Origin of the sequence: Neorhizobium sp. AL 9.2.2, from assembly GCF_013317225.1 — a bacterium.
GTDB lineage: Bacteria > Pseudomonadota > Alphaproteobacteria > Rhizobiales > Rhizobiaceae > Neorhizobium > Neorhizobium soli.
Genome location: NZ_JAALXU010000003.1, coordinates 66802 through 87879 on the forward strand (window position 1 = coordinate 66802; position 21078 = coordinate 87879).

Below are 21078 nucleotides of genomic sequence, written 5' to 3' on the forward strand. Positions count from 1 at the left end.
GGAATGGCGCGGTCTTATTGCAGTGGCTTTTCGTAGGTCGTGTCGACCTGGAGGGTGCCTGTAAGGCCGGCGATCCGCTTAATCAGCTCGGACAGGCCCTGAAAGGCAAGGAGCACGAACCCCGAGACGATGATGAATTTGACGGGCCAGCGGATCAGGCCGCCGGCATTCGAAGACACTTCGCCTTGCATGAAAGACAGGGAGAAGAACGGCCAGGACAGCCATGCCAGAAAGAGGCATGCCGGGATCAGAAAGATCACCAGGCCGATCGCATCGATCCACAACCGCTTGCGATCCGAGACGGCGCCGTAGATCAGATCGACGCGGACGTGTTCGTTGAGACGAAGCGTATGGGATGCGCCCAAGAGAACGATAAACGCGAACAGATACCACTGGATTTCCAGCCAGCCATTCGAGCTGTAGTTGAACGCATAGCGAATGCAGGCATTACCGGCACTGATCAGGCAGCAGGCCAGAACGAGATAACCCGCAAATTTTCCGACGATTTCGCTGACACGGTCAATTAACGCGCTGAATTTCAACAGGCCCGCCATACTCGCTCGCTCCCCAGCAGGTCTTTACCTCTGCCCGAATGAGGCGATGTAAACGAACGCTTATTAAAAGAAAAGACCCCCATAGGTCGCATAAATGCCGTTTCCAGGCATTGCGCGAAATATTATTGCGAAGGTGGTCGCGAGAGCGCATAATTGAGTTTGGAGAGTTTTAGCAATCCCTGTTACTGTTCATTGATCGCTTTTCGACGAACCCCCACAATCCAAGGGGTCGCACTCCGACAACAATCAATTTTTAAAACGTTTTCTCCATTGTCGGTCTGATGGCAAGGGAATGTGCCCCTATGAAGAATGCGGAAGCGCAAACGCTGCCGACAGAAGTGTATCTGTCGTTCGTCGAATCGCTGTTTAGAAATCGTGGAACGCTGTGGACTGGAATGGTGGTCCATATCCTGTCGTGCGCAGTGATTTTTGCGACGACGGGCTCTACCTTCTATATCATGCTGATTGCGGTGTTCTTGGCCGTCTTCACGTTCCGGGTCATCTCGTTCCGTCGCTTCGACAGTCTCGACCGTGCGGTTCTTTCCCGCGACGAGATCGAAAGCTGGGAAACACGCTACGTCTACGGCGCCGCGGCGACTGCTTTTCTTCTCGGTATCAGCAGCGCCTACGCGGTTCTTGTTCTGCGGGACATGATGGCCGCCTTCATGTGCATCGCGGTCACCATGGCGTCGATGGTGTCGATCGTCGGCCGCAACTACGGGTCTGCTCGCGCGGTTGCGCTGCAGACGACCGGCTGCTGCCTGCCGCTGATCATTGCCTGCGTGCTGACCGGCGAAATCAATCTTGCGCTAATGGCGCTCTTTCTCGTGCCGTTCGGGTTGACCACCCAGTCGATGGCGACGGGGGTGCGGGAATTTCTCTACAAGAACGTCATCGTTTCGCGCGAGATGAAGACGGTTGCCGACCAGCTCGACAGTGCGCTCAGCACCATGACGCATGCGCTGATCATGCTGGACGCCGATGGCCGGGTGCAGGTCGTCAACCGGCGCGCGCACGAATTGCTGGGACTGGGCGATGCCGAAGACCTGATGGGCGCGAGTTTCATTGCCGCCCTGCGCGACCGCGAAAACGCGTTTCCGGACGAGATCCTGACGCAGATCGGCGGCCTACTGGAAGGGCAGGCGGGCAAGACGCTGCTGCGTCTCAATGACGACACCTATCTGGAATTCTCGCTCAGCCGCCGTTCCGAGGGCGGTCTCGTGATGATCTTCGAGGATGTCAGCGCAAGGGTCGCTGCCGAAGAGAAAATCCTTCACCTTGTTCGTTTCGACACGCTGACCGGCCTGCCGACACGGGGACATTTTACCGAACAGGTCAAACGTCGGCTGGCAAATGCAGGTCCGGAGATGTGGGCCGGGCTTGCTATTCTTGATGTCGACGGGTTCAAGCATGTCAACGACATGCGCGGCCACGTGGTGGGCGACAAGCTTCTTGCAGCAATTGCCGAACGGGCAGCGGCGTTTGCGAGCGACGAGGTTCTGATCGGCCGGCTGGTGGGCGACGAGTTCGTTCTGCTGGTGACCGGCAAAGACGGTTCTTGCGCGATCGAGGCGCGTATCCGCGAGATTCATCGGACATTCGAGGGGGATTACCGGGTCGACGGGCTCAGTCTTTCGGTATCGCTCAACAGCGGTTGCGTCATTCTGCCCGCTGAAGATTTCGACATGGAATCCTGGCAGATCAAGGCGGACCTCGCCCTCAACGAGGCAAAGTCGACCGGCAACGGCACGGTTAGAACCTTCAGGCCGGAAATGGATGGTCGGTATGTGGCCGAGCAGCGTCTGCGGACCGATCTGCGCCATGCCATCGAAAACGGCCATCTGTCCGTCGTCTACCAGCCGATGTACCGGCCGGACGGGTCCGAGATGGAATGCTGCGAGGCACTGGTGAGATGGTCGCATCCCGAGCGCGGCTGGATCGGACCCAACATCTTCATCCCGCTTGCCGAAAGCATGGGCTTGATTTCGGACGTCACCCGGTTCGTGCTCGACAAGGCATGCGCCGACTGCGCCGAATGGTCGGGCGGTATGGCGGTCTCCGTCAATCTCTCGGTCAAGGATCTTCGTGGCGGTGCGATCACGGCAATGGTGGCCGAGACTTTGGCGCGCTACAGTCTGCCTGCCGCACGGCTGCATCTGGAAGTAACCGAAAGCTGCTTCATGGAGGAGCCTGTCGCCGTGAGTGCGACGCTCAGCCGGTTGCGCGCCAACGGCGTGACGATCGCAATCGACGATTTCGGCACCGGGTTCTCGAGCCTCAGCTATCTGGATTCCCTGCCGATCGATATCGTCAAGATCGACCGCGCCTTCGTGCGCGACATCGGTACCGATCCGCGCCGCATGAAGCTTTTGAGCGGCATCGTGCATCTTTCACGCGAGCTCGATCTCCGCATCGTTCTCGAAGGCGTCGAAACCCAGGAACAGCTGGATCTCGTGCGCAAGCACAATTTTGCGGACCTGGTTCAGGGCTACATCTTCTCGCCGCCGGTGCCGGTCGATGCGCTGGAGAGTCTGCGCGTTAACGGCGTTGCTCTCAGCAAGGCGGGTAGTCGTGCCGTATCGGGCCGCAAGAACGACGCGCCGCGGTCACTGAGCGCGGCTGGCTAGACGCGCTTCCCCATATCTTCACGGGCTATTTTTTGCACCCGCGGCATAAGGTTACCGTTGGCGGTTAACTATTTCTGTTTAAAGTTTGTTAAACATAATTTCGGCGATTGCGATCAAGGCTCAGTTCACGGTTAATCCTGGGTTAACGTCCCATGGATAATTCACATGCCGATAAAGCAATCTGTTCCTGAAGCACCATTTTCCGAAAAGCTCCTCGCATCCCTCGACCACATCGAATACCGCCGCATTCAGAGCGCCGAAGATTTCGAAGATATCGCCAGATTAAGATACAAAGCCTACAAGGCGCAGGATGTTCTCCCCGTCGGTGCGGTGGACATGCTCGATGAGATCGATTTCGACCGCAACGCCTATGTCTTCGGCATTCATCATTACGAAGAACTCATCGCGACGATCCGCGTCCATTACGTGACGCCTGACCATCGTGTGTGCCAGTCGACAGGCGTGTTTCCCGATGCGGTCCACGCTTTCCTCGATGCCGGGATGACGCTGATCGACCCGGCCCGGTTTGCGGTCGATCCGGCTGTCGTCGCCGAATTGCCGACGATCCCTTATATCACGCTGCGGCCCAGCATCATGGCTGCGATCCATTTCGATGCCGACCGGGTGTTGCAGCATATCCGCCCGCCGCATGCCTCGTTCTACAAGCGCATCTTCCTGGCGGATATCGTCGTGCCGCCAACGATGGCCGGCATCTACGGCTTCGAGCTCACGCTTCTTGCGTCACGCGTCAAGGAGGTAAGGCCGCAGTTGATGCGGCGGTTCCCGTTGTTCCGGTCGGAGGCCTATGAACGGCGGATGATGTTCGGCAACGAAGCGCAGTTCGACAGTCCGCCACTCACCGTTCTGCCGACCGCGAGGATCGCGGGAAGGCCGACCTCTCAGGAAATGGCGTTCGCCGAGTAGGTGTTAAAGCACCAGCCGCGGCGTGGCGCGATTGCGCTTTGAAGCGGTGTGTGTAATCTGGATCGAGAGGCGCTTTTCGGTGATCTGCCAAGGATTCGAAGAGCGAGGAGGAGGCTACCGCGCCACCCCGCCGTGATCGGCTCGTGGGCGCGGCATTGAAGGAGATCGATGATGGACAATCACCAGAGCGGACCTATGGAGACCGGTGCTCCCATGGATTATCGCGAGCACGAGAAAACCTACGAGGGTTTTCTGGCCGCTGCAAAATGGGGCACGATGTCTACCGTCGTTCTGATGATCGCCATGGCGGCCGGCTTCTTCGGCGGCGCCGGACTTCTCGGCGGCCTCATCGTTTTCATCATCCTGAATATCGCTGGCGTCTTCCTGCTGCGCTAAGCCGGATCTGTTTCTGTCGGAGCGCGGGTGTGACGTTGCACCCGCGCGACCCTGCCGACAGGTACTCCAGACGCTATTTCATTCCATCTTCACAACACTCGTTCGCAATCTGCGAACAATCCGTCTGCGCCCAATTCGCGGCAGGGCCCTAACGGATGCTGCTCCGGCATGCCATGTAGGGGGCAACACCTCTTCTCATGCGCATATTGCCGGAGCCCTATTATGAAGAAAATCGGTTTCCTATCATTCGGCCACTGGACGCCGTCGCCACAATCGCAGACGCGCTCTGCGGGCGACGTGCTGTTGCAGTCGATCGATCTTGCCGTCGCTGCCGAAGAACTCGGTGCCGACGGCGCCTATTTCCGCGTTCACCATTTCGCCCGCCAGCTGGCTTCGCCGTTTCCGCTTCTGGCCGCCGTCGGTGCGCGCACGTCGAAGATCGAGATCGGCACCGGCGTCATCGATATGCGCTATGAAAACCCCCTCTACATGGCGGAGGACGCGGGATCCGCGGATCTGATTTCGAAAGGACGCCTGCAGCTCGGCATCAGCCGCGGTTCGCCGGAACAGGTGATCGAAGGCTGGCGCTATTTTGGCTACGAACCGGGCGAGGGGATGACGGATGCCGATATGGGCCGCCGCCACGCCGAAGTCTTTCTCGACGTGCTGAAGGGCGAGGGTTTTGCCAAACCCAACCCGCGCCCGATGTTTCCGAACCCGCCGGGCATGCTGCGTCTGGAGCCGCATTCGGAAGGGCTGCGAGACCGCATCTGGTGGGGCGCAAGCTCCGATGCAACGGCAGTCTGGGCGGCCGGGAAGGGCATGCATCTGCAGAGCTCGACCCTGAAGAACGACGAGACGGGCGAGCCTTTCCACATCCAGCAGGCAAAGCAGATCCGCGCCTATCGCGACGCCTGGAAAGCGGCCGGCCATCAGCGCGAACCGCGGGTATCGGTCAGCCGCTCAATCTTCGCGCTGACGGACGATCGCGACCGGGCCTATTTCGGCCGCGGCGGCAAGGAGCAGGACTCGGTCGGATATATCGACGACAGCACGCGGGCGATCTTTGGTCGTTCCTATGCGGCAGAACCGGAAGCCCTGATCGAGGAGCTGCGCCAGGATGAGGGCATTGCCGAGGCCGATACGCTGCTTCTGACCGTGCCGAACCAGCTCGGCGTCGACTATAATGCCCATGTCATCGAGTCGATCCTGAAGCATGTGGCGCCAGCGCTCGGCTGGCGCTGAGGGCTGTCAGCTAAAGCGCGACAGACGGTAGGGGGCGAGAAGCGGTTCTTGCGCCCCTTCCAGGATTTCGGTGGCGGCGAACAGGCCGATCGCCGGAGCGAGCGTGATGCCCGAATGGGTGACGGCAATGTAGAGGCCGGTGAGGGTTTGACCGGTCTGATCTTCGGCACGTCCGATGATCGGAAAGCCGTCCTTTGGCGTGGGGCGATAACCGACGGTGTAGAAGTCCATGACCAGGCTGTCGCCGCCTTTGACGAACCGCTTCAGTTTGCCGAACAGCTCTTCCGCCGCGCCATCCGGATCGGTACCCGGATCCATGCCGCCGAAATCGGTCCCGGCGACGAGCCGACCCTCGGCGGTTTGCCGGACATGCAGTTCCGGCGCAATGACAAGGCCGTTGAGGATCGGTGCGACCGGCGTCGAGTGGACGAGGAGACCCGGTGGTGTGTCGACCGGAACGTCTATTCCGACAGAAGCGGCAAGGGTCGTGGTGCCGGCGCCGGCGGCGAGCACGATTTCACGGGCTGTGAATTCGCCGCTGTCGGTGACCACAGTTGCAACATGGCCTTCGCCATCGCGCCTGAGGGCAGTGACCCGGATGCCTTCGGTGAGAAGCATGCCGCGTCTTTGGGCGTCTGCGATGAGGATCTCGGCGCTCGCCTGCGGCTCGGCTACACCCTCCATCGCGGCGTAAAGCGCGGTGTTAGGCACGTCGTTCAAGGCCGGTTCGATGGCGGCAATCCTGACGGCATCGACCTCAGCGATATCGTAGCCCCAGCCGGAATGCTGGCTGGCGTAGGTCGTCAAGTCAGCCTGCGACATGTCCCAGCATAGGCCGCCCGCGAAAGATAGGGGCAGGGTGGGGACGTCCTTCGCAAGGCGTTTCCATTCGGCGATGGAGCGCATGCGCAGGTCGAAATAGGCGCGCGGATTGCCCCAGCTGGCGTTGATCCAGGCGAAGGAATTCGGCGTCGCTATGCCGCCTGGTTTTTCAAAGAGAAGATGGACTTTGGCGCCTGACACTGTGAGGTGCCAGGCAATCGAGGCGCCGACAATCCCGCCGCCGATGACGATGATATCATGGCGACCGGACTGCTGCATCGTCATGGCTCCGCTTAGCTATTGCCGCCGCGCGTACGTGCCGCGCCGTCCTGGGCCGGCTTGTAGTTCGGGTCCAGACGGACGGCATGCGAGAACGAACGGTTGGCGCGGGCACGGTCGCCGCGATGCTCATACACCAGTGCCTGGTTGGCCCAGGATTCGGCGAGCTTGTCGTTCAGCTCGATAGCGCGGTTGAAGTCGGCAAACGCATTCTCGTCGTCGTTCATGGCGAGATAGGAAATACCGCGACCGTTATAAGGCTCGGCCGAGCTGGAGGAGAGCGAGATCGCCTTGGAGAAGTCGTCGATCGCCTGCGCGTGCTGATTGCGGGCCTGATAGATCAGGCCGCGGTTGTGGTAAGCGCGACCATCGGTCGTATCGAGATCGATGGCCTTGTTGAAGTCACTGAAGGCTTCGTTGAGGCGGCCGGCCTGGCGATAGATATTGCCGCGGCCGATCAGGGCGACGTCGTAATTGGCATTGATCTGGAGCGCGCGGTTGTAATCGTTCGCGGCTTCGACAGGCTTGCCCATGTTGCGATAGACGAGCGCCCGGTTCGCATAGGCCTGGTAGAACTGCGGATTGATCTGGAGCGCGCGATTGAAATCGTCCAGCGCCCGCTTGAATTCGCCGGCGCGGCCGTAGGCCGACCCGCGAATGTTGTAGCCTTCCGGATCAGACGGGTTGGAGCTGATGACGGAGGACAGGGACGAGATGTTCTGTTCCGACCCCTGGGCGCGATCGACGCTGATCATGTCCGTCGACGTGGTCGTCGAGCAGCCGGCCAGCGCGAGCACTGCCACGATACCGATCGGAGCGAGGGCCTTGCGAATTGGGGCGACGGTCAAGGAATGGCCGGAGTTTCGGGTTCCATCGGAAAAAACGGCAGTCTTGGCGGCCATCAGGCGCTTGTCCTCGTATCGGGCTGTCAGGATCGGCAGAACGTGTCGGAATGTCGACTGTTCCGAATCAAAAAAGCGGCGGCGCCCATGTCGCCACCGCTCATAATCACATGAAAACGTCGAAAAAACGACCGATCAACGAGCAGCCGGACGGGCGGTTGCCGGGCGCGGCGTTGCCGGAAGAAGACCTTCGCGCTGCATGCGCTTGCGGGCCAGCTTGCGGACGCGGCGAACGGCTTCAGCCTTTTCGCGGGCGCGCTTTTCCGAAGGCTTTTCGTAGTAATCACGCATCTTCATTTCACGGAAAATGCCTTCGCGCTGCATCTTCTTCTTGAGAGCGCGAAGAGCCTGATCAACGTTGTTGTCCCGGACAAGTACCTGCACGTGAAATCCCGTTCCTTTGGTTTGTTATCGCCAGGGAATCTGCAGGATTCGAGGCGAGAGAATGTCGGAGCCCGGCGGATAGCCGAAGCGATTGGTGAAGGCACTTAACAGAGGAGATGTCAAAAGTCTACCCGCGGCTGCGGGCTTCTCAAGAATTTTACAGCCGCTGCTCCGCGCGGGGTTATATCAGCCCAGCGATGTCCTATATCCGCCACCAAGCCATAGTCGATTTGCGCCCATGCGGGAACCTGTTCCCAACCGGCCCAAGCCTTGTCCTGCTGAGCCACGCGGGACCGAACGGAGAAATCTCATGCGTAGTGCCATTCATTCCAGTTTCGGCGATCCGTCTTCCGTCCTGTCGATCGAGGATCGCCCAATTCCGCAGCCCGGCCCCGGCCAGATCCGGATCCGCATGTCGATGGCGGCGATCCACAATCACGATCTTCTGACGGTTTCCGGCGATTACGGCTACAAGCCCGACCTGCCCGCCGTCGCCGGCACCGAAGGAACCGGTGTCGTTGATGCGCTGGGCGAGGGTGTCTCGCACCTGAAGGTCGGGCAGCGTGTGGCGGCCTCAGGGCAGGGCACCTGGGCGGAGTATTATATCGCGTCGGCCATGGCGGCCGTGCCGCTTCCCGATTCGATTTCCGATGAGGCCGGCGCGCAGCTGATCTCGATGCCGCTCAGCGCCCTGACACTGCTCGATTTTGCGGGTGTCGAAAAAGGTGACTGGATCATCCAGAACGCGGCCAATGGTGCGGTCGGCAAGACGCTCGCGATGTTTGCCAAGCCGCGTCAGATCAATGTCATCAACCTCGTCCGACGTGACGAGGCGGTGCGCGAACTGGCGGATCTCGGCATCCAGAATGTCGTCTCGACGTCGCAGACCGGATGGCGCGAGACGGTCAATGCGCTCTCGGGCGGATCCTCGATCAAGGCGGGGGTCGATGGCGTCGGCGGCCCGGCCTCCGGAGACCTGCTGTCGGTGCTTGGCGAAAACGGCCTGCTGATCTCGTTCGGACTCATGTCGGGAACGCCGATGCAGCTTTCAGCCAGCGACATGATTTTCAAGCAGGCTGTGGTCAAGGGTTTCTGGCTCGCCAAGATCGCGCCCAAGCTTCCTGCGGAAAAGATGAAGAGCCATATCAGCGAGATCGTCGAGGCCGTCGCCAACGGCACCGTGACCCTCACCGTCTCCGAGGTCTTTGGTCTCGATGACATCGCCAAGGCGGCCAAGGCAGCCGGCGAGCACGGCCGCACCGGCAAGGTGCTGCTCCGGGCCTGATTTTGCCTCTCGATGACAAACCGGGGAAACTTTCCCCGGTTTCTGTCTGTCCAAATTTCACAGGAAGCCTGTGGCCGCGTTGACCGCCGGTCGCTCTAACGTCACGACCCCATCTTCCCTCCGCCGTCGTCACATGAACGTCGGCCGGGCCTTTCGTCCGAGGTTCCCGGGCCTGTTTTCCGCGCGTGTCGAAACAATCCTCTGAGGCGTCGCAAAACGGCCATTGCGGCGCATATTGATTTGCGATGGGTATGGTTCTACCCAAGAGCCTTACCGGCGGATCAAGGAGAAGCGGCCTCATGCGCAAATATTCGGTTTTCGCCATAGCCCGCGAGGCACTGCGCGCCCACAAGGGATGGGAGGCGCAGTGGACCTCTCCCGAGCCGCGCAGCTCTTACGACGTGATCATCGTCGGTGCCGGCGGTCATGGTCTGGGTGCCGCCTATTATCTCGCCAAGGAACACGGCATCACCAATATCGCGGTGATCGAGAAGGGCTGGCTCGGCGGCGGCAATACCGGCCGCAACACGACCATCATCCGCTCCAACTATCTCTATGAAGAGAGCATGGACATCTATGAGCATTCCCTCAAGCTGTGGGAAGGCCTGAGCCAGGAGCTCAACTACAACGTCATGTATTCGCCGCGCGGCGTGATGATGTTGTCGCACAACATTCATGACCAGCAGTCGTTCAAGCGTCACATCAACGCCAACAGGCTCTACGGCATCGACAACGAATGGCTGACGCCGGAGCAGGCCAAGGCCTTCGTGCCCGTTCTCGATATTTCGAAGACGGCACGCTACGCCATCAATGGTGCTGCCCTGCAGCGCCGCGGCGGCACGGCCCGCCACGATGCCGTTGCCTGGGGCTATGCGCGCGCGGCAGCCGATCGCGGCGTCCATATCATCCAGAACTGCGAGGTCACCGGCATCCGCCGCGGACCGGGTGGCGAGGTCCAGGGGGTCGAGACCTCCAAGGGCTTTATCGGTGCCAACAAGATCGGCGTGTCGGCGGCCGGTCATTCCTCGGTCGTGATGGAGATGGCGGGCGTTCGCGTGCCCCTGCATTCCAACCCGCTGCAGGCGCTGGTGTCGGAACCGCTGAAACCCATTTTCCCCTGCGTCGTCATGTCGAACACGGTTCATGCCTATATCTCGCAGTCCGACAAGGGCGAGCTGGTGATCGGCGCCGGCACCGACCAGTATAATTCATACTCGCAGACCGGCGGCCTGCAGATCATCACCCATACGCTTGATGCGATCTGCGAACTGTTTCCGATCTTCCGCAGGGTCAAGATGATGCGGCAGTGGGGCGGCATTACCGACAACACGCCGGACAGGTCGCCGATCCAGGGTGTCACGCCGGTTCCTGGACTGTTCGTCAATTGCGGCTGGGGAACCGGCGGCTTTAAGGCGACGCCCGGCTCGGCTAACCTGTTTGCGCATCTGATCGCTAAGGGCGAACCGCATAAACTGGCGTCGGGTCTCAATCTCGACCGGTTCCGCACGGGCCGCCTGATCGACGAGGCGGCAGCCGCTGCCGTCGCGCACTGATAGTGAGGGGATAGACCAGATGCTTTTGATCCACTGCCCCTATTGCGAAGAAGATCGCTCGGAACTGGAATTTCGCTGGGCCGGCGAGGCGCATATTGCCCGGCCGGAGAATATCGCGTCAATTTCCGACGAGGAGTTCGCGGAGTTCTTCTTCCTGCGCAACAACGAGAAGGGTCTCACCTATGAACGGTGGAGGCATATTCACGGCTGCGGCCGCTTCTTCAACGCGGCCCGCGATACGGTGAGCGACAGGTTCCTGATGACCTACAAGGCGGGCCTGCCGAAACAGCCGATCCCGGTTGCAAGCAAGGCGGCGGCGATTGCCGAGGAAAAGACCGTCGAAACCTGGGAAGCTACGGAAGGAGACGCAAGATGAGTTCTTCCTCCAACTCGGGCGAATTCCGCATCAAGGGCGCCGGCCGTCATACGCCGGCCCGCACCGCGCGCTTCACCTTCGACGGCAAAAGTTACACGGCGCTGGAGGGCGATACGGTCGCGTCAGCGCTTCTGGCGCATGGCGTGCATCTGCTCGGCCGCTCGTTCAAATACCACCGCCCGCGCGGCATCCTGACATCAGGTCCGGAAGAGCCGAATGCGCTGCTCGACGTGTCGCGCGATGCCGCTCGCCGTCAGCCGAATGTGCGCGCCACGGTGCAGGAAGTGTTCGATGGCGCAAAGATCGCCTCGCAGAACCGCTGGCCGTCGCTTAAATACGATATCGGCGCGTTCAACGACATGCTGTCGCCGTTCTTTGCCGCAGGTTTCTACTACAAGACCTTCATGTGGCCGCGGGAAGCCTGGCACAAACTCTATGAGCCGATCATCCGTCGCGCTGCGGGTCTGGGCGAAGCGCCGAAGGAAGCGGATCCCGATCATTATGCCAGCCGCTACGTGCATTGCGACGTGTTGATTGCAGGCGCCGGTGTCGCCGGCCTGACGGCGGCACTTTCGGCGGCGGCGACGGGCAAAAAGGTCATTCTCGTCGACGAACAGCCGGAAGTCGGCGGTGCGCTGCATTTCAACAGTTCCACGGTGATCGACGGCCAGAACGGTTTCGACTGGGCACAGGCCATGGCTGCAAAGCTGAAGGCGATGCCCAATGTCACGGTGCTCACCCGCACCACTGTGTTTGGCTATTACAATCACGGTTTCCTCGGCCTTGTGGAGCGGGTGACCGACCATGTCGCGCTTCCGGGCAGGGACCTGCCGCGTGAGCGTCTCTGGCAGGTGCGTGCGAAAAAGGTCGTGCTGGCGACCGGGTCGATCGAACGGCATATGGTGTTTGCCAACAACGACCGGCCGGGCATCATGCTGGCGTCTGCCGCGCGCAGCTTCCTCAACCATCACGGCGTTGCCGTCGGCCGCAATGTCGGCGTCTATACCGCGCATGACAGCGCCTATGAGGCGGCGTTCGACCTGAAGCGGGCGGGTGTGTCGATCGCTGCGATCGTCGACAGCCGCAGCCATCCGGGCGATGGTGTGCTTGCCGAGGCCCGTGCGCTCGGGATCGACGTGCTGACAGGCCATGCCGTGACCGACACGTCCGGCCGGCTGCGGATCAACTCCATCACCGTCACCCGCAATGGCGGCGCCAATGCGCGCAAGATCAAGGTTGACGCGCTGCTCATCTCGGCAGGCTGGACTCCGTCAGTGCATCTGTTCTCGCAGTCTCGCGGAAAACTGCGGTTCGACGAGGCAAACCAGCGGTTCCTGCCGGATATCTACGCCCAGAACTGCATCTCGGTCGGGGCCTGCAACGGAACCGACGATCTGGCCGATCTGATCGACGAGGCGATTGCCGCAGGCGGCGGTACAGCTGTTGTCTCGGGCGAAAACCGGTTCGAATGGACCGGCGGCATGATCGGGGCGGCCGAAGGGGCGGGACCTGATGATGCGGTCAAGGCCTTCGTCGATTTCCAGCATGACGTGACCGCCAAGGACATCCGTCTTGCGGTGCGCGAGGGCATGCATTCGATCGAGCATATCAAGCGCTTTACCACCAATGGCATGGCGTCCGACCAGGGCAAGCTTTCCAACATGCATGGCCTCGCCATCGCGTCGGAAATGCTCGACCGGCCAATCCCGCAGGTGGGTCTCACCACGTTCCGTGCGCCATACACGCCTGTCACCTACGGCACGCTGATCGCCCATTCGCGCGGCGACCTGTTCGATCCGGCCCGCAAGACGCCGATGCATGCGCTCGAAGCGGCTGAGGGCGCCGAGTTCGAGGATGTGGGCAACTGGAAGCGCGCCTGGTATTTTCCAAAGCGCGGCGAAGACATGCACGCAGCCGTCAACCGCGAGTGCAGAACCGTGCGTGATGTCGGCGGCGTGTTCGATGCCTCGACGCTCGGCAAGATCGAGGTGGTTGGCACGGATGCGGCGAAATTTCTCAACCTGCTCTACACCAATGCCTGGGATACGCTGAAACCCGGCAAGAGCCGTTACGGCATCATGACAAGGGAAGACGGGTTCATCTATGACGACGGTGTCGTCGGGCGTCTGGCGGAAGACCGTTTCCATGTGACGACCACGACCGGCGGTGCGCCGCGGGTGCTGCAGCATATGGAAGACTATCTGCAGACGGAATTTCCTCATCTCAACGTCTGGCTGACATCGACCACCGAACAATGGGCAGTGATTGCGGTTCAGGGTCCGAAGGCACGCGAGATCATCGCGCCTTTCATCGAGGGGCTCGATATTGCCAACGAAGCCTTCCCGCATATGAGCGTTGCCGAGTGCACGATCATGGGCGTTCCGGGGCGGTTGTTCCGCATGTCGTTTACCGGCGAGCTCGGGTTCGAGGTCAACGTGCCCGCCGATTTCGGGGCGGCCGTGTGGAAAGCGATCTGGGAGCGGGCGCAATCGATGGGGGCCTGCCTCTACGGCACGGAAACCATGCACGTTCTTCGCGCCGAAAAGGGCTATATCATCGTCGGCCAGGATACGGACGGCACGGTCACGCCTGACGATTCCGGCTATGGCTGGGCCGTCTCGAAGAAGAAGACCGATTTTGTCGGCATCAGAGGGTTGAAGCGTCCGGACCTCGTGCGCGAGGGACGCAAGCAGCTGGTCGGCCTGTTCACCAAGGATCCGACGGATGTGCTGGAAGAGGGCGCGCAGATCGTTGCCGATCCAAACCAGCCAAAGCCGATGACCATGCTCGGTCATGTGACCTCGTCCTACTGGTCGGAAACTCTCGGCCGATCGATCGCGATCGCGCTGGTTGCCGGCGGTCGGGCGAAGATGGGAAGCACGCTCTACGTGCCGATGGCGGACAGGACGATTTCGGTGGAAGTGACCGACATGGTGTTCTTCGACAAGGAAGGAGGCCGCATCAATGGCTGATTTTGCAATACCTCAGCGCGTACTCCCGATGACCGGTTTTCACGGCGGATCTTCCGTCGTCCGGCTTGAACCGGCAGCTCCGGCCGGCCGCATCTCGCTGCGGGCGAAGGCTGAGGATGTCTCAGCACTTTCAGGCTCGCTCGGCGTCGATCTGCCGACAAGGCCGAAGACGTCCGCATCCGCCAACGGCCGCACCGCGCTGTGGCTCGGACCGGACGAGTGGCTGGTGATCGACGAAAGCGAAAGCGGCCTGATGACCGCTGCCGCCAATTCCGGTGTGCTGCATTCCGCGACCGACGTGTCTCACCGCAACACCGCGATCCTGATTTCGGGTCCGGGTGCGGAGGCCGCGATCAACACGGGTTGCCCGCAGGATCTGTCGCTTTCAGTCTTTCCGGTCGGTGCCTGCTCGCGCACGCTGTTTGGCAAGGTGGAAGTGGTGCTTCTGCGCACGGCCGAGGAGGCGTTCCGGATGGAAGTCTGGCGGTCGTTTTCCGACTACGCCTTCGGCCTTCTCTCGGAGGGCGCGAAAGACGCTGCGCTCTAGCTCTTCGACCATCGCCTGACTTGAATTGGGTTCGACAATACCGCACCCTCCCATTGCAGAATGGGAGGGTTTTTTATGGTGGACGCTGGTTGGCCGGATATTCAGTGGGTCTTGCTCGGGATCGCTGCCGCCATCGCCGGGGGCGCGGTAGCGGCGAAGTTGTCCGGTGTCGAACTGTGGAAGGGCATTCTGGTCGGCGGAGTAGCGGTCATTGCGGCGCTACTGGCTTCGCTCGTGCCGGGGATCGACCGCAGTCTGTCGATGCCGATCGCCGGGTTGATCGCGGCCGGGGTTTCCGGTTCTGCGCTGGGGCTGACGGCATCCCGGACGGCGCCCCTTCTCATCGGTGCCGCCTTGCCGCCGCTCATCGGGTTGCTGATTCTGGAATTGGGATGACGCGACAGGAGATGAACGGGAGGTAACTCAGGCGTCTTCCGGCCGATCCTTCGGGTCGAACTGGACGATGGTGATCCAGGTGGCGGTCAGTGCCGGCTTTTTCTCGTTCTCGATCTCGATCGAAACCTCGTAGGTGGTCATCAGCATGCCGGCGCCGCGGAATCGGCTGTCGGCCAGCGTGAAGTGGCCGCGGACCCGCGCGCCACTCTTGACGGGCGACATGAAGCGGACCTTGTCGAACCCGTAGTTGATCCCCATCGTCTGTTCGCGGATTTTCGGCATGGTCTCGTAGTTCATGGCCGACAGCAGCGACAGCGACAGAAAGCCGTGGGCGATGGTGCCGCCGAATGGGCTTTCGGCCTTGGCGCGCTCTGGATCCACGTGGATAAACTGATGATCGAGCGTCGCATCGGCGAACTGGTCGATCATTGTCTGGTTGACGGTAATCCAGTCGGAAACACCCAGTTCCTGACCGACCAGTCCTGCAACATCGGCGAGGGAAATTTCACGCATGCGCTGCTCTTTCCGTTGGTTGTGATGCGGACTCTTACAGGCTTTGAAGGACTTGGCGACAGGTTTTTGCAGTGCATCAATTTTCGATGCAAAAGCTGACCGACCGGGGGGCAAGTGCCGTATCCCACGGCTGGTTATCAGGATAACAACGCCAGTTCGGGCCGGGAAGGGCGAAGGTTTGCGGGGTGTGGCCGCGGTTGACGATGATGGCGAGCCGCGTGGCCTTTCCGGTCGTTGCATCGTCGGTTTTCAGCATGAAACCGAGGACCGGATTGGCGGGGTTTTCCCAGTCGGAGACCTGCATCGGCTGGCCGCTTGGCGAGATCCATTCGATATCGCCATCGCCCGTGAGCAGGCTGGTTTCGGAGAATACGGAGAACCGTTTGCGGAGGGCTGAAAGCATTGCCGTGTGCTCGACCAGCGCCTCGTCGAGCGTTGCCCAGTCCATCCAGGTGATCTCGTTATCCTGCGCATAGGCGTTGTTGTTGCCGAGCTGGGAGCGACCGGCCTCGTCGCCCATCGTCAGCATGATCGTGCCTCGGCTGGCAAACAGCGTCGAAAGCAGGGCTTCGGCGTCCCTTCGACGGTCGGCGAGGATATCGCGGTCCCTTGTCACGCCCTCGGCGCCGTTGTTCCAGGACATGTTGTCGCCGTGACCGTCGCGGTTGTCTTCGCCGTTCGCCTCATTGTGCTTGTGCTCGTTGGACACGAGATCCATCAGCGTGAAGCCGTCATGGGCGGCGAGGAAATTGACCGTGCGCGTGTGTCCGGAGAAAAGGTCAGACGAGCCGGCAAGCCGGGTGGCGAGCGCGCCTGTCGTCCACTCGTCGCCGCGCCAGTAACGGCGGATGTCGTCGCGGGCGCGGTCGTTCCACTCGAGGAATTTTTCCGGAAAATTGCCGAGCTGATAGCCGCCGGGGCCGATATCCCAGGGTTCGGCGATCATGACGCGGTCTTTCAGGACCTCGTCTTCGAGCATCGCGGTCAGCGTTTCGCTATCGGCGTCGAAACCGTTCGAGGTGCGACCGAGGATCGGCGCCAGATCGAAGCGGAAGCCGTCGACGCCAGCGTGGATCACGAAATGGCGCAACGTATCGACGATCAGGCGCCGGACTTCGGGATGGTCGCAGGCGAGCGTGTTGCCGGTACCGGTGTCGTTGATGAGAAGGCCCGGCTCGTCTTTCGCGTGGCGATAGTAGGCGAGGTTGTCGATCCCGCGCATCGACAGCGTGGCACCGTAGCGATCGCTTTCGCCCGAATGGTTGAACACGAGATCGAGGATGACGCCGATGCCGGCCTCGTGCAGGGCGGCGACGGTATCGCGCAGTTCCTGGACGCCACCGGGGCAAAGGCGCGGGTCGAGCGCCATGAAGGCGATGGGATTGTAGCCCCAGCCATTGGTGAGACCGAGCGACGGGAGGTGCCGTTCGTCGATCCAGGCGGTGATTGGCATCAGCTCGATCGCGTCGACGCCGATCCTGTTGAGATGGGCGATGACCGCTGGATGCCCGAGCGCTGCGACCGTGCCGCGGATATCTTCCGGCACGTCGGGGTGGAGAATGGTGAAGGGTTTTACGGCGACTTCGTAGATCAGTCCGCCGGGGGTAAACCGCGGCGCCTCGATCTTGGCTGCGACGTGCTCCGTGACGATCGCCTTGGGCACCAGGCCGGCCGTGTCGAAGTTGAACTGCGAGAGGTTCGGATCGTAGACGAAGGGGCGGTCGAGTTCTTTGGCGTAGGGGTCGACAAGCAGTTTCGACGGGTCGAACCAGAGGCCTTTATCCGGATCGTAGATGCCATGGGCACGAAAACCATAGCGCTGGCCGGGTCTGATCGAGGGAAGGTCGATGCGGTAAAGGTTGTCGTCGCCGCGCGTCATCGGGTGGCGGGCGGTTTCCGTCTCGCCATCGGCATCGAACAGGCAGAGTTCGATCTTTTCCGCATGCTGCGACCAGACCGAGAATTCCGCCATCTTATCCAGGAGAACAGCGCCGCGTCTTTGAGCGTGTGCGTGAGACATATCGGGTTCCTTATCGCTCATCCATTTCGCCAGCGACCGTGCGTTCGCGGCTGACAATCAGCCTGCCTTCTCTCCGCTTGGTGGGAAGAAGAGACGTGTCCTATGGAAGTAGGGTCCCGTGTCGCTGCGGCAAATCCTTCTCCCCGATTGCGGGGAGAAGGTTGCTGTCGCCGGATGAGGGGCAATGTCACCCGGCAGCCTTGATCAGGTGATCACCGTTGGGGCATCCCGGCCGGACCGCTTCTTGAGATCCGAAATCTCGTCTGCCACTGCGATCAGGTCGGCGAGCGCCGTCTGGGTCTCGATGTCGTGGCGGCTGGCATCGGGTTCGTAGCGCTCGACATAGACGCGGATCGTCGCACCCGACGTGCCGGTGCCCGACAGGCGGAACACGACGCGGGAGCCACCTTCGAACAGGATGCGGATGCCCTGGTTCTTCGAAACGGAGCCGTCGATCGGGTCGAGATAGGCGAAATCGTCAGCAAATTCGACCTTGAGTGCGCCGAAGGTCTGGCCGGGGAGCGTCGGGAGCTTTTCGCGCAGGCCCGCCACGAGAGCGTTCGCTGCATCCGAATCCACTTCCTCGTAGTCGTGGCGGGAATAGTAGTTGCGGCCGTATTCGGCCCAATGCGACTTGACGATTTCAGCGACGCTCTCGTTTCTGGCTGCCATGATATTCAGCCAGAACAGAACCGCCCAGAGGCCGTCCTTTTCGCGCACGTGGTCGGAACCGGTGCCGAAGCTTTCCTCGCCGCAGACGGTGGCCTTGCCGGCATCGAGCAGATTGCCGAAGAACTTCCAGCCGGTCGGCGTTTCGTACATGCCGATCTTCAGCTTTTCGGCCACGCGGTCGGCTGCCGCACTTGTCGGCATCGAACGGGCAATGCCTGCAATACCCTTGGCGTAGCCCGGTGCGAGCGTCGCGTTTGCTGCGATGATCGCCAGGCTGTCCGACGGTGTCACGAACATGCCCTTGCCGACGACCATGTTGCGGTCGCCGTCGCCATCGGAGGCGGCACCGAAATGCGGGCCGCTCTTACTCATCACGTCGTCATAGAGTTCCTTGGCATGGACAAGGTTCGGGTCCGGATGATGACCGCCGAAGTCGGGAAGCGGGATCGCGTTGCGTACCGAACCCTCGGGCGCGCCAAGCCGGTTCTCGAAGATTTCCACGGCATAGGGGCCTGTGACGGCGCCCATCGAATCGATCGCAATGCGGACGCCGCTCGCAAGCAGGGCGCGGATTGCCACGAAGTCAAACAGCTGCTCCATCAGTTCGGCATAGTCAGCGACCGGATCGATGACCTGGACTTCCATTCCGGAGATCTTGAACGTTCCGACTTCGTCGAGGTCGATATCGGCGGAGTCGACGATCTTGTAGGTGTCGATCACCTTGGTGCGGGCATAGATCGCGTCGGTGATCTTTTCAGGCGCCGGGCCGCCGTTGCCGGTGTTGTACTTGATGCCGAAATCTTCGTTCGGGCCGCCGGGATTGTGGCTGGCCGACAGGATCAGGCCGCCGAAGGCGTGGTATTTGCGAATGATGTTGGAGGCGGCCGGCGTCGACAGGATACCGCCCTGGCCGACCATGACCTTGCCGAAGCCGGAAGCCGCGGCCATCTTGATCGCCTTCTGGATGACTTCGCGGTTGTAATAGCGGCCGTCGCCGCCGATCACCAGCGTCTTGCCGGCAAAACCCTCGAGACTGTCGAAGATCGCCTGGATGAAGTTCTCGGCGTAATTTTCCTGGGCGAAGACGGGCACCTTCTTGCGCAGGCCGGAGGTCCCAGGCTTCTGATCCTGATAGGGCGTGGTCGATACGGTTTTGATCATCTCAAATGCCTTTTCTTGCAAGTAGGTCGGAATAGAGCGCGGCGTAGAGGCCAGCACTCCTTTCCCAGGAAACGTCGGATTTCATGCCCTGCTTCTGCATTTCCGTCCAGACATCAGGGTCCTTGTAGAGACGGATGGCGCGGCGCAGGGCGCGGCCAAGATTGTCGGCTGTTGCCGGGCCGAAGGAGACACCGGTTGCGGCCTTCGCAGCGAGTGCGGCGGGGCTGGCGTCGATGACCGTGTCGTTGAGGCCACCGGTGCGGGCAACGACCGGGATGCAGCCGTAACGCAGACCGTAAAGCTGGGTGAGGCCACACGGCTCGAACCGGGAGGGGATGATGATGGCATCGGAGCCGCCCTGAAGCAGGTGCGACAGCGGCTCGTCATAGGTAGTCAGAACCGAAACGCTGCCCGGATGGCGGCCTGCAGCGGCGTGAAATGCGGTTTCGAGCGCCTGATCGCCGGAGCCGAGCACCGCCAGCCTGCCGCCGGCTTCGACAAGGTTGTCGATCTCCTGCGCCAGCAGATCCATGCCCTTCTGCGAGGTGAGGCGGGAGATGACGCAAAACAGCGGACCGTCGCTTTCGACGAGGCCGAACCGCTCCTCGATCGCCCGCTTGTTGCCGGCGCGGCTTGCAAGGCTTTCGGCACCGTAGCGGGTGTGCAGGTTGATGTCGGTTTCCGGGTCCCAGATTTCAGCGTCGATGCCGTTGACGATACCCGTCAGATCCACGGAGCGGCGGGAGAGCAGACCCTCGAGCCCCATGCCGTATTCGCCGCTCAGAATTTCCTCGGCATAGGAGGGCGAGACGGTGGAGATTGCCCAGCTCGTCTCCAGCCCGGCTTTCAGATAGCTGATGCCGCCGAAATATTCGATCCCGTCCATGGCGAAGGCATGATCCGGCAGACCGAGAAAGGGGAAGATATCGGCGCCGAACATGCCCTGGAACGCGATGTTGTGAATGGTGATCAGCGTCGGGATTTCAGGCGTTTCCGAGTAGCGCATAAAGGCCGGAAGCATGGCTGCCTGCCAGTCGTGCACATGTGCGATGTCGGGCTTCCAGCCCGCGATGCCGTCCTGCGCAATGATCGCACCCGCCTTGGACAGCGCCGCGAAGCGTCTCCAGTTGTCGGGATGGTCCTTGCCCGTCTGATCGAGATAGGGGCCGCCCGGCCTGTCGAAGAACATGGGGCAGTCGAGCACCAGGAGGTCTAGCCCCTGGTGCGTGACTTCGAGGATATCAGCACTGGCACCGAGAAGGTCGTCGAAACTCATGACGAGTTTTGCATCCTTCAGCACCCGCATGACAGCCGGATAGCCCGGCATCAGGGTCTTCACCGAGATGCCCTGGCTCTTGAGTGCCAGCGGCAGAGCGCCGGCCACATCGGCGAGACCGCCGGTTTTCACCAGCGGAAAGACTTCGGACGCGACCGACAGAACATTCATCGG

Annotated in this window: 18 protein-coding genes; 10 read left to right on the top strand and 8 right to left on the bottom strand. The window is 61.3% G+C overall.

What is annotated here, in order from left to right; translation table 11 throughout:
• Positions 1-14 precede the first annotated feature (14 nt).
• A complete protein-coding gene (locus tag G6K99_RS06890) occupies positions 15-554 on the bottom strand; it encodes a TRAP transporter small permease subunit (protein WP_062461080.1) in 540 nt (179 codons plus the stop codon).
• A gap of 302 nt (positions 555-856) precedes the next feature.
• Between G6K99_RS06890 and G6K99_RS06895 the strand changes: the two genes are divergently transcribed.
• The 4 genes from G6K99_RS06895 (at position 857) to G6K99_RS06910 (ending at position 5746) form a co-directional block, all read left to right on the top strand.
• Positions 857-3181: a bifunctional diguanylate cyclase/phosphodiesterase gene (locus tag G6K99_RS06895; protein ID WP_062461077.1), complete on the top strand. Its 2325-nt coding sequence runs from the start codon at positions 857-859 to the stop codon at positions 3179-3181.
• Between the two features lie 165 nt (positions 3182-3346).
• Entirely contained in the window at positions 3347-4105 is a 759-nt protein-coding gene (locus G6K99_RS06900) for a hypothetical protein (protein ID WP_180215465.1), read from the top strand.
• Between the two features lie 171 nt (positions 4106-4276).
• Positions 4277-4501, top strand: coding sequence for an aa3-type cytochrome c oxidase subunit IV (locus tag G6K99_RS06905; protein ID WP_062582159.1), 225 nt, complete (start codon positions 4277-4279; stop codon positions 4499-4501).
• A gap of 222 nt (positions 4502-4723) precedes the next feature.
• Positions 4724-5746: an LLM class flavin-dependent oxidoreductase gene (locus G6K99_RS06910; protein ID WP_062461071.1), complete on the top strand. Its 1023-nt coding sequence runs from the start codon at positions 4724-4726 to the stop codon at positions 5744-5746.
• A 6-nt stretch (positions 5747-5752) separates the two neighbouring features.
• On the opposite strand, the gene G6K99_RS06915 is transcribed toward G6K99_RS06910, so the two are convergent.
• The 3 genes from G6K99_RS06915 to rpsU form a co-directional block, all read right to left on the bottom strand.
• On the bottom strand, positions 5753-6847 hold the full coding sequence (locus G6K99_RS06915) for an FAD-binding oxidoreductase (protein ID WP_174196104.1): 1095 nt from the start codon (positions 6845-6847) through the stop codon (positions 5753-5755).
• 14 nt (positions 6848-6861) lie between these two features.
• The gene (locus G6K99_RS06920; protein WP_082476443.1) at positions 6862-7749 is read right to left on the bottom strand and encodes a tetratricopeptide repeat protein; all 888 of its coding nucleotides are present in this window, start codon (positions 7747-7749) and stop codon (positions 6862-6864) included.
• A 135-nt stretch (positions 7750-7884) separates the two neighbouring features.
• Complete coding sequence (gene rpsU, locus G6K99_RS06925; RefSeq protein ID WP_062461068.1) at positions 7885-8133, bottom strand: 30S ribosomal protein S21; 249 nt, start codon at positions 8131-8133, stop codon at positions 7885-7887.
• A 310-nt stretch (positions 8134-8443) separates the two neighbouring features.
• Here rpsU and G6K99_RS06930 point away from each other — a divergent pair, with 310 nt between their 5' ends.
• The 6 genes from G6K99_RS06930 to G6K99_RS06955 all read left to right on the top strand — a co-directional run bounded on the left by G6K99_RS06930 (position 8444) and on the right by G6K99_RS06955 (position 15262).
• Entirely contained in the window at positions 8444-9418 is a 975-nt protein-coding gene (locus tag G6K99_RS06930; protein ID WP_174196105.1) for a zinc-binding dehydrogenase, read from the top strand.
• Positions 9419-9717: 299 nt separating this feature from the next.
• On the top strand, positions 9718-10971 hold the full coding sequence (locus tag G6K99_RS06935) for a sarcosine oxidase subunit beta family protein (protein WP_174196106.1): 1254 nt from the start codon (positions 9718-9720) through the stop codon (positions 10969-10971).
• Between the two features lie 19 nt (positions 10972-10990).
• Entirely contained in the window at positions 10991-11347 is a 357-nt protein-coding gene (locus tag G6K99_RS06940; RefSeq protein ID WP_174196107.1) for a sarcosine oxidase subunit delta, read from the top strand.
• The gene (locus tag G6K99_RS06945; RefSeq protein WP_174196108.1) at positions 11344-14319 is read left to right on the top strand and encodes a sarcosine oxidase subunit alpha; all 2976 of its coding nucleotides are present in this window, start codon (positions 11344-11346) and stop codon (positions 14317-14319) included. The genes G6K99_RS06940 and G6K99_RS06945 overlap by 4 nt, the downstream gene beginning before the upstream one ends.
• The gene (locus tag G6K99_RS06950; protein WP_174196109.1) at positions 14312-14866 is read left to right on the top strand and encodes a sarcosine oxidase subunit gamma; all 555 of its coding nucleotides are present in this window, start codon (positions 14312-14314) and stop codon (positions 14864-14866) included. The genes G6K99_RS06945 and G6K99_RS06950 overlap by 8 nt, the downstream gene beginning before the upstream one ends.
• Positions 14867-14941: 75 nt before the next feature.
• Positions 14942-15262, top strand: coding sequence for a hypothetical protein (locus G6K99_RS06955; protein WP_174196110.1), 321 nt, complete (start codon positions 14942-14944; stop codon positions 15260-15262).
• A gap of 27 nt (positions 15263-15289) precedes the next feature.
• Here the strand turns inward: G6K99_RS06955 and G6K99_RS06960 are convergent, their stop codons facing one another.
• The 4 genes from G6K99_RS06960 to glgA all read right to left on the bottom strand — a co-directional run bounded on the left by G6K99_RS06960 (position 15290) and on the right by glgA (position 21075).
• Entirely contained in the window at positions 15290-15775 is a 486-nt protein-coding gene (locus G6K99_RS06960) for a MaoC family dehydratase (protein WP_062461045.1), read from the bottom strand.
• Between the two features lie 76 nt (positions 15776-15851).
• Entirely contained in the window at positions 15852-17795 is a 1944-nt protein-coding gene (gene glgX / locus G6K99_RS06965; protein ID WP_174196111.1) for a glycogen debranching protein GlgX, read from the bottom strand.
• 204 nt (positions 17796-17999) lie between these two features.
• On the bottom strand, positions 18000-19628 hold the full coding sequence (locus G6K99_RS06970; protein ID WP_174196112.1) for an alpha-D-glucose phosphate-specific phosphoglucomutase: 1629 nt from the start codon (positions 19626-19628) through the stop codon (positions 18000-18002).
• 1 nt (position 19629) lies between these two features.
• Positions 19630-21075 carry a glycogen synthase GlgA gene (glgA, locus tag G6K99_RS06975; protein WP_174196113.1) on the bottom strand — a complete coding sequence of 482 codons (1446 nt, stop codon included), beginning with the start codon at positions 21073-21075 and terminating at the stop codon, positions 19630-19632.
• Between the last annotated feature and the right edge of the window lie 3 nt (positions 21076-21078).

Coding starts and splice junctions, on each gene's coding strand:
- G6K99_RS06890 (WP_062461080.1), bottom strand. CDS start 554: ATGGCGGGCCTGTTGAAATTCAGCGCGTTAATTGACCGTGTCAGCGAA.
- G6K99_RS06895 (WP_062461077.1), top strand. CDS start 857: ATGAAGAATGCGGAAGCGCAAACGCTGCCGACAGAAGTGTATCTGTCG.
- G6K99_RS06900 (WP_180215465.1), top strand. CDS start 3,347: ATGCCGATAAAGCAATCTGTTCCTGAAGCACCATTTTCCGAAAAGCTC.
- G6K99_RS06905 (WP_062582159.1), top strand. CDS start 4,277: ATGGACAATCACCAGAGCGGACCTATGGAGACCGGTGCTCCCATGGAT.
- G6K99_RS06910 (WP_062461071.1), top strand. CDS start 4,724: ATGAAGAAAATCGGTTTCCTATCATTCGGCCACTGGACGCCGTCGCCA.
- G6K99_RS06915 (WP_174196104.1), bottom strand. CDS start 6,847: ATGCAGCAGTCCGGTCGCCATGATATCATCGTCATCGGCGGCGGGATT.
- G6K99_RS06920 (WP_082476443.1), bottom strand. CDS start 7,749: ATGGCCGCCAAGACTGCCGTTTTTTCCGATGGAACCCGAAACTCCGGC.
- G6K99_RS06930 (WP_174196105.1), top strand. CDS start 8,444: ATGCGTAGTGCCATTCATTCCAGTTTCGGCGATCCGTCTTCCGTCCTG.
- G6K99_RS06935 (WP_174196106.1), top strand. CDS start 9,718: ATGCGCAAATATTCGGTTTTCGCCATAGCCCGCGAGGCACTGCGCGCC.
- G6K99_RS06940 (WP_174196107.1), top strand. CDS start 10,991: ATGCTTTTGATCCACTGCCCCTATTGCGAAGAAGATCGCTCGGAACTG.
- G6K99_RS06945 (WP_174196108.1), top strand. CDS start 11,344: ATGAGTTCTTCCTCCAACTCGGGCGAATTCCGCATCAAGGGCGCCGGC.
- G6K99_RS06950 (WP_174196109.1), top strand. CDS start 14,312: ATGGCTGATTTTGCAATACCTCAGCGCGTACTCCCGATGACCGGTTTT.
- G6K99_RS06955 (WP_174196110.1), top strand. CDS start 14,942: ATGGTGGACGCTGGTTGGCCGGATATTCAGTGGGTCTTGCTCGGGATC.
- G6K99_RS06960 (WP_062461045.1), bottom strand. CDS start 15,775: ATGCGTGAAATTTCCCTCGCCGATGTTGCAGGACTGGTCGGTCAGGAA.
- glgX (WP_174196111.1), bottom strand. CDS start 17,795: ATGTCTCACGCACACGCTCAAAGACGCGGCGCTGTTCTCCTGGATAAG.
- G6K99_RS06970 (WP_174196112.1), bottom strand. CDS start 19,628: ATGATCAAAACCGTATCGACCACGCCCTATCAGGATCAGAAGCCTGGG.
- glgA (WP_174196113.1), bottom strand. CDS start 21,075: ATGAATGTTCTGTCGGTCGCGTCCGAAGTCTTTCCGCTGGTGAAAACC.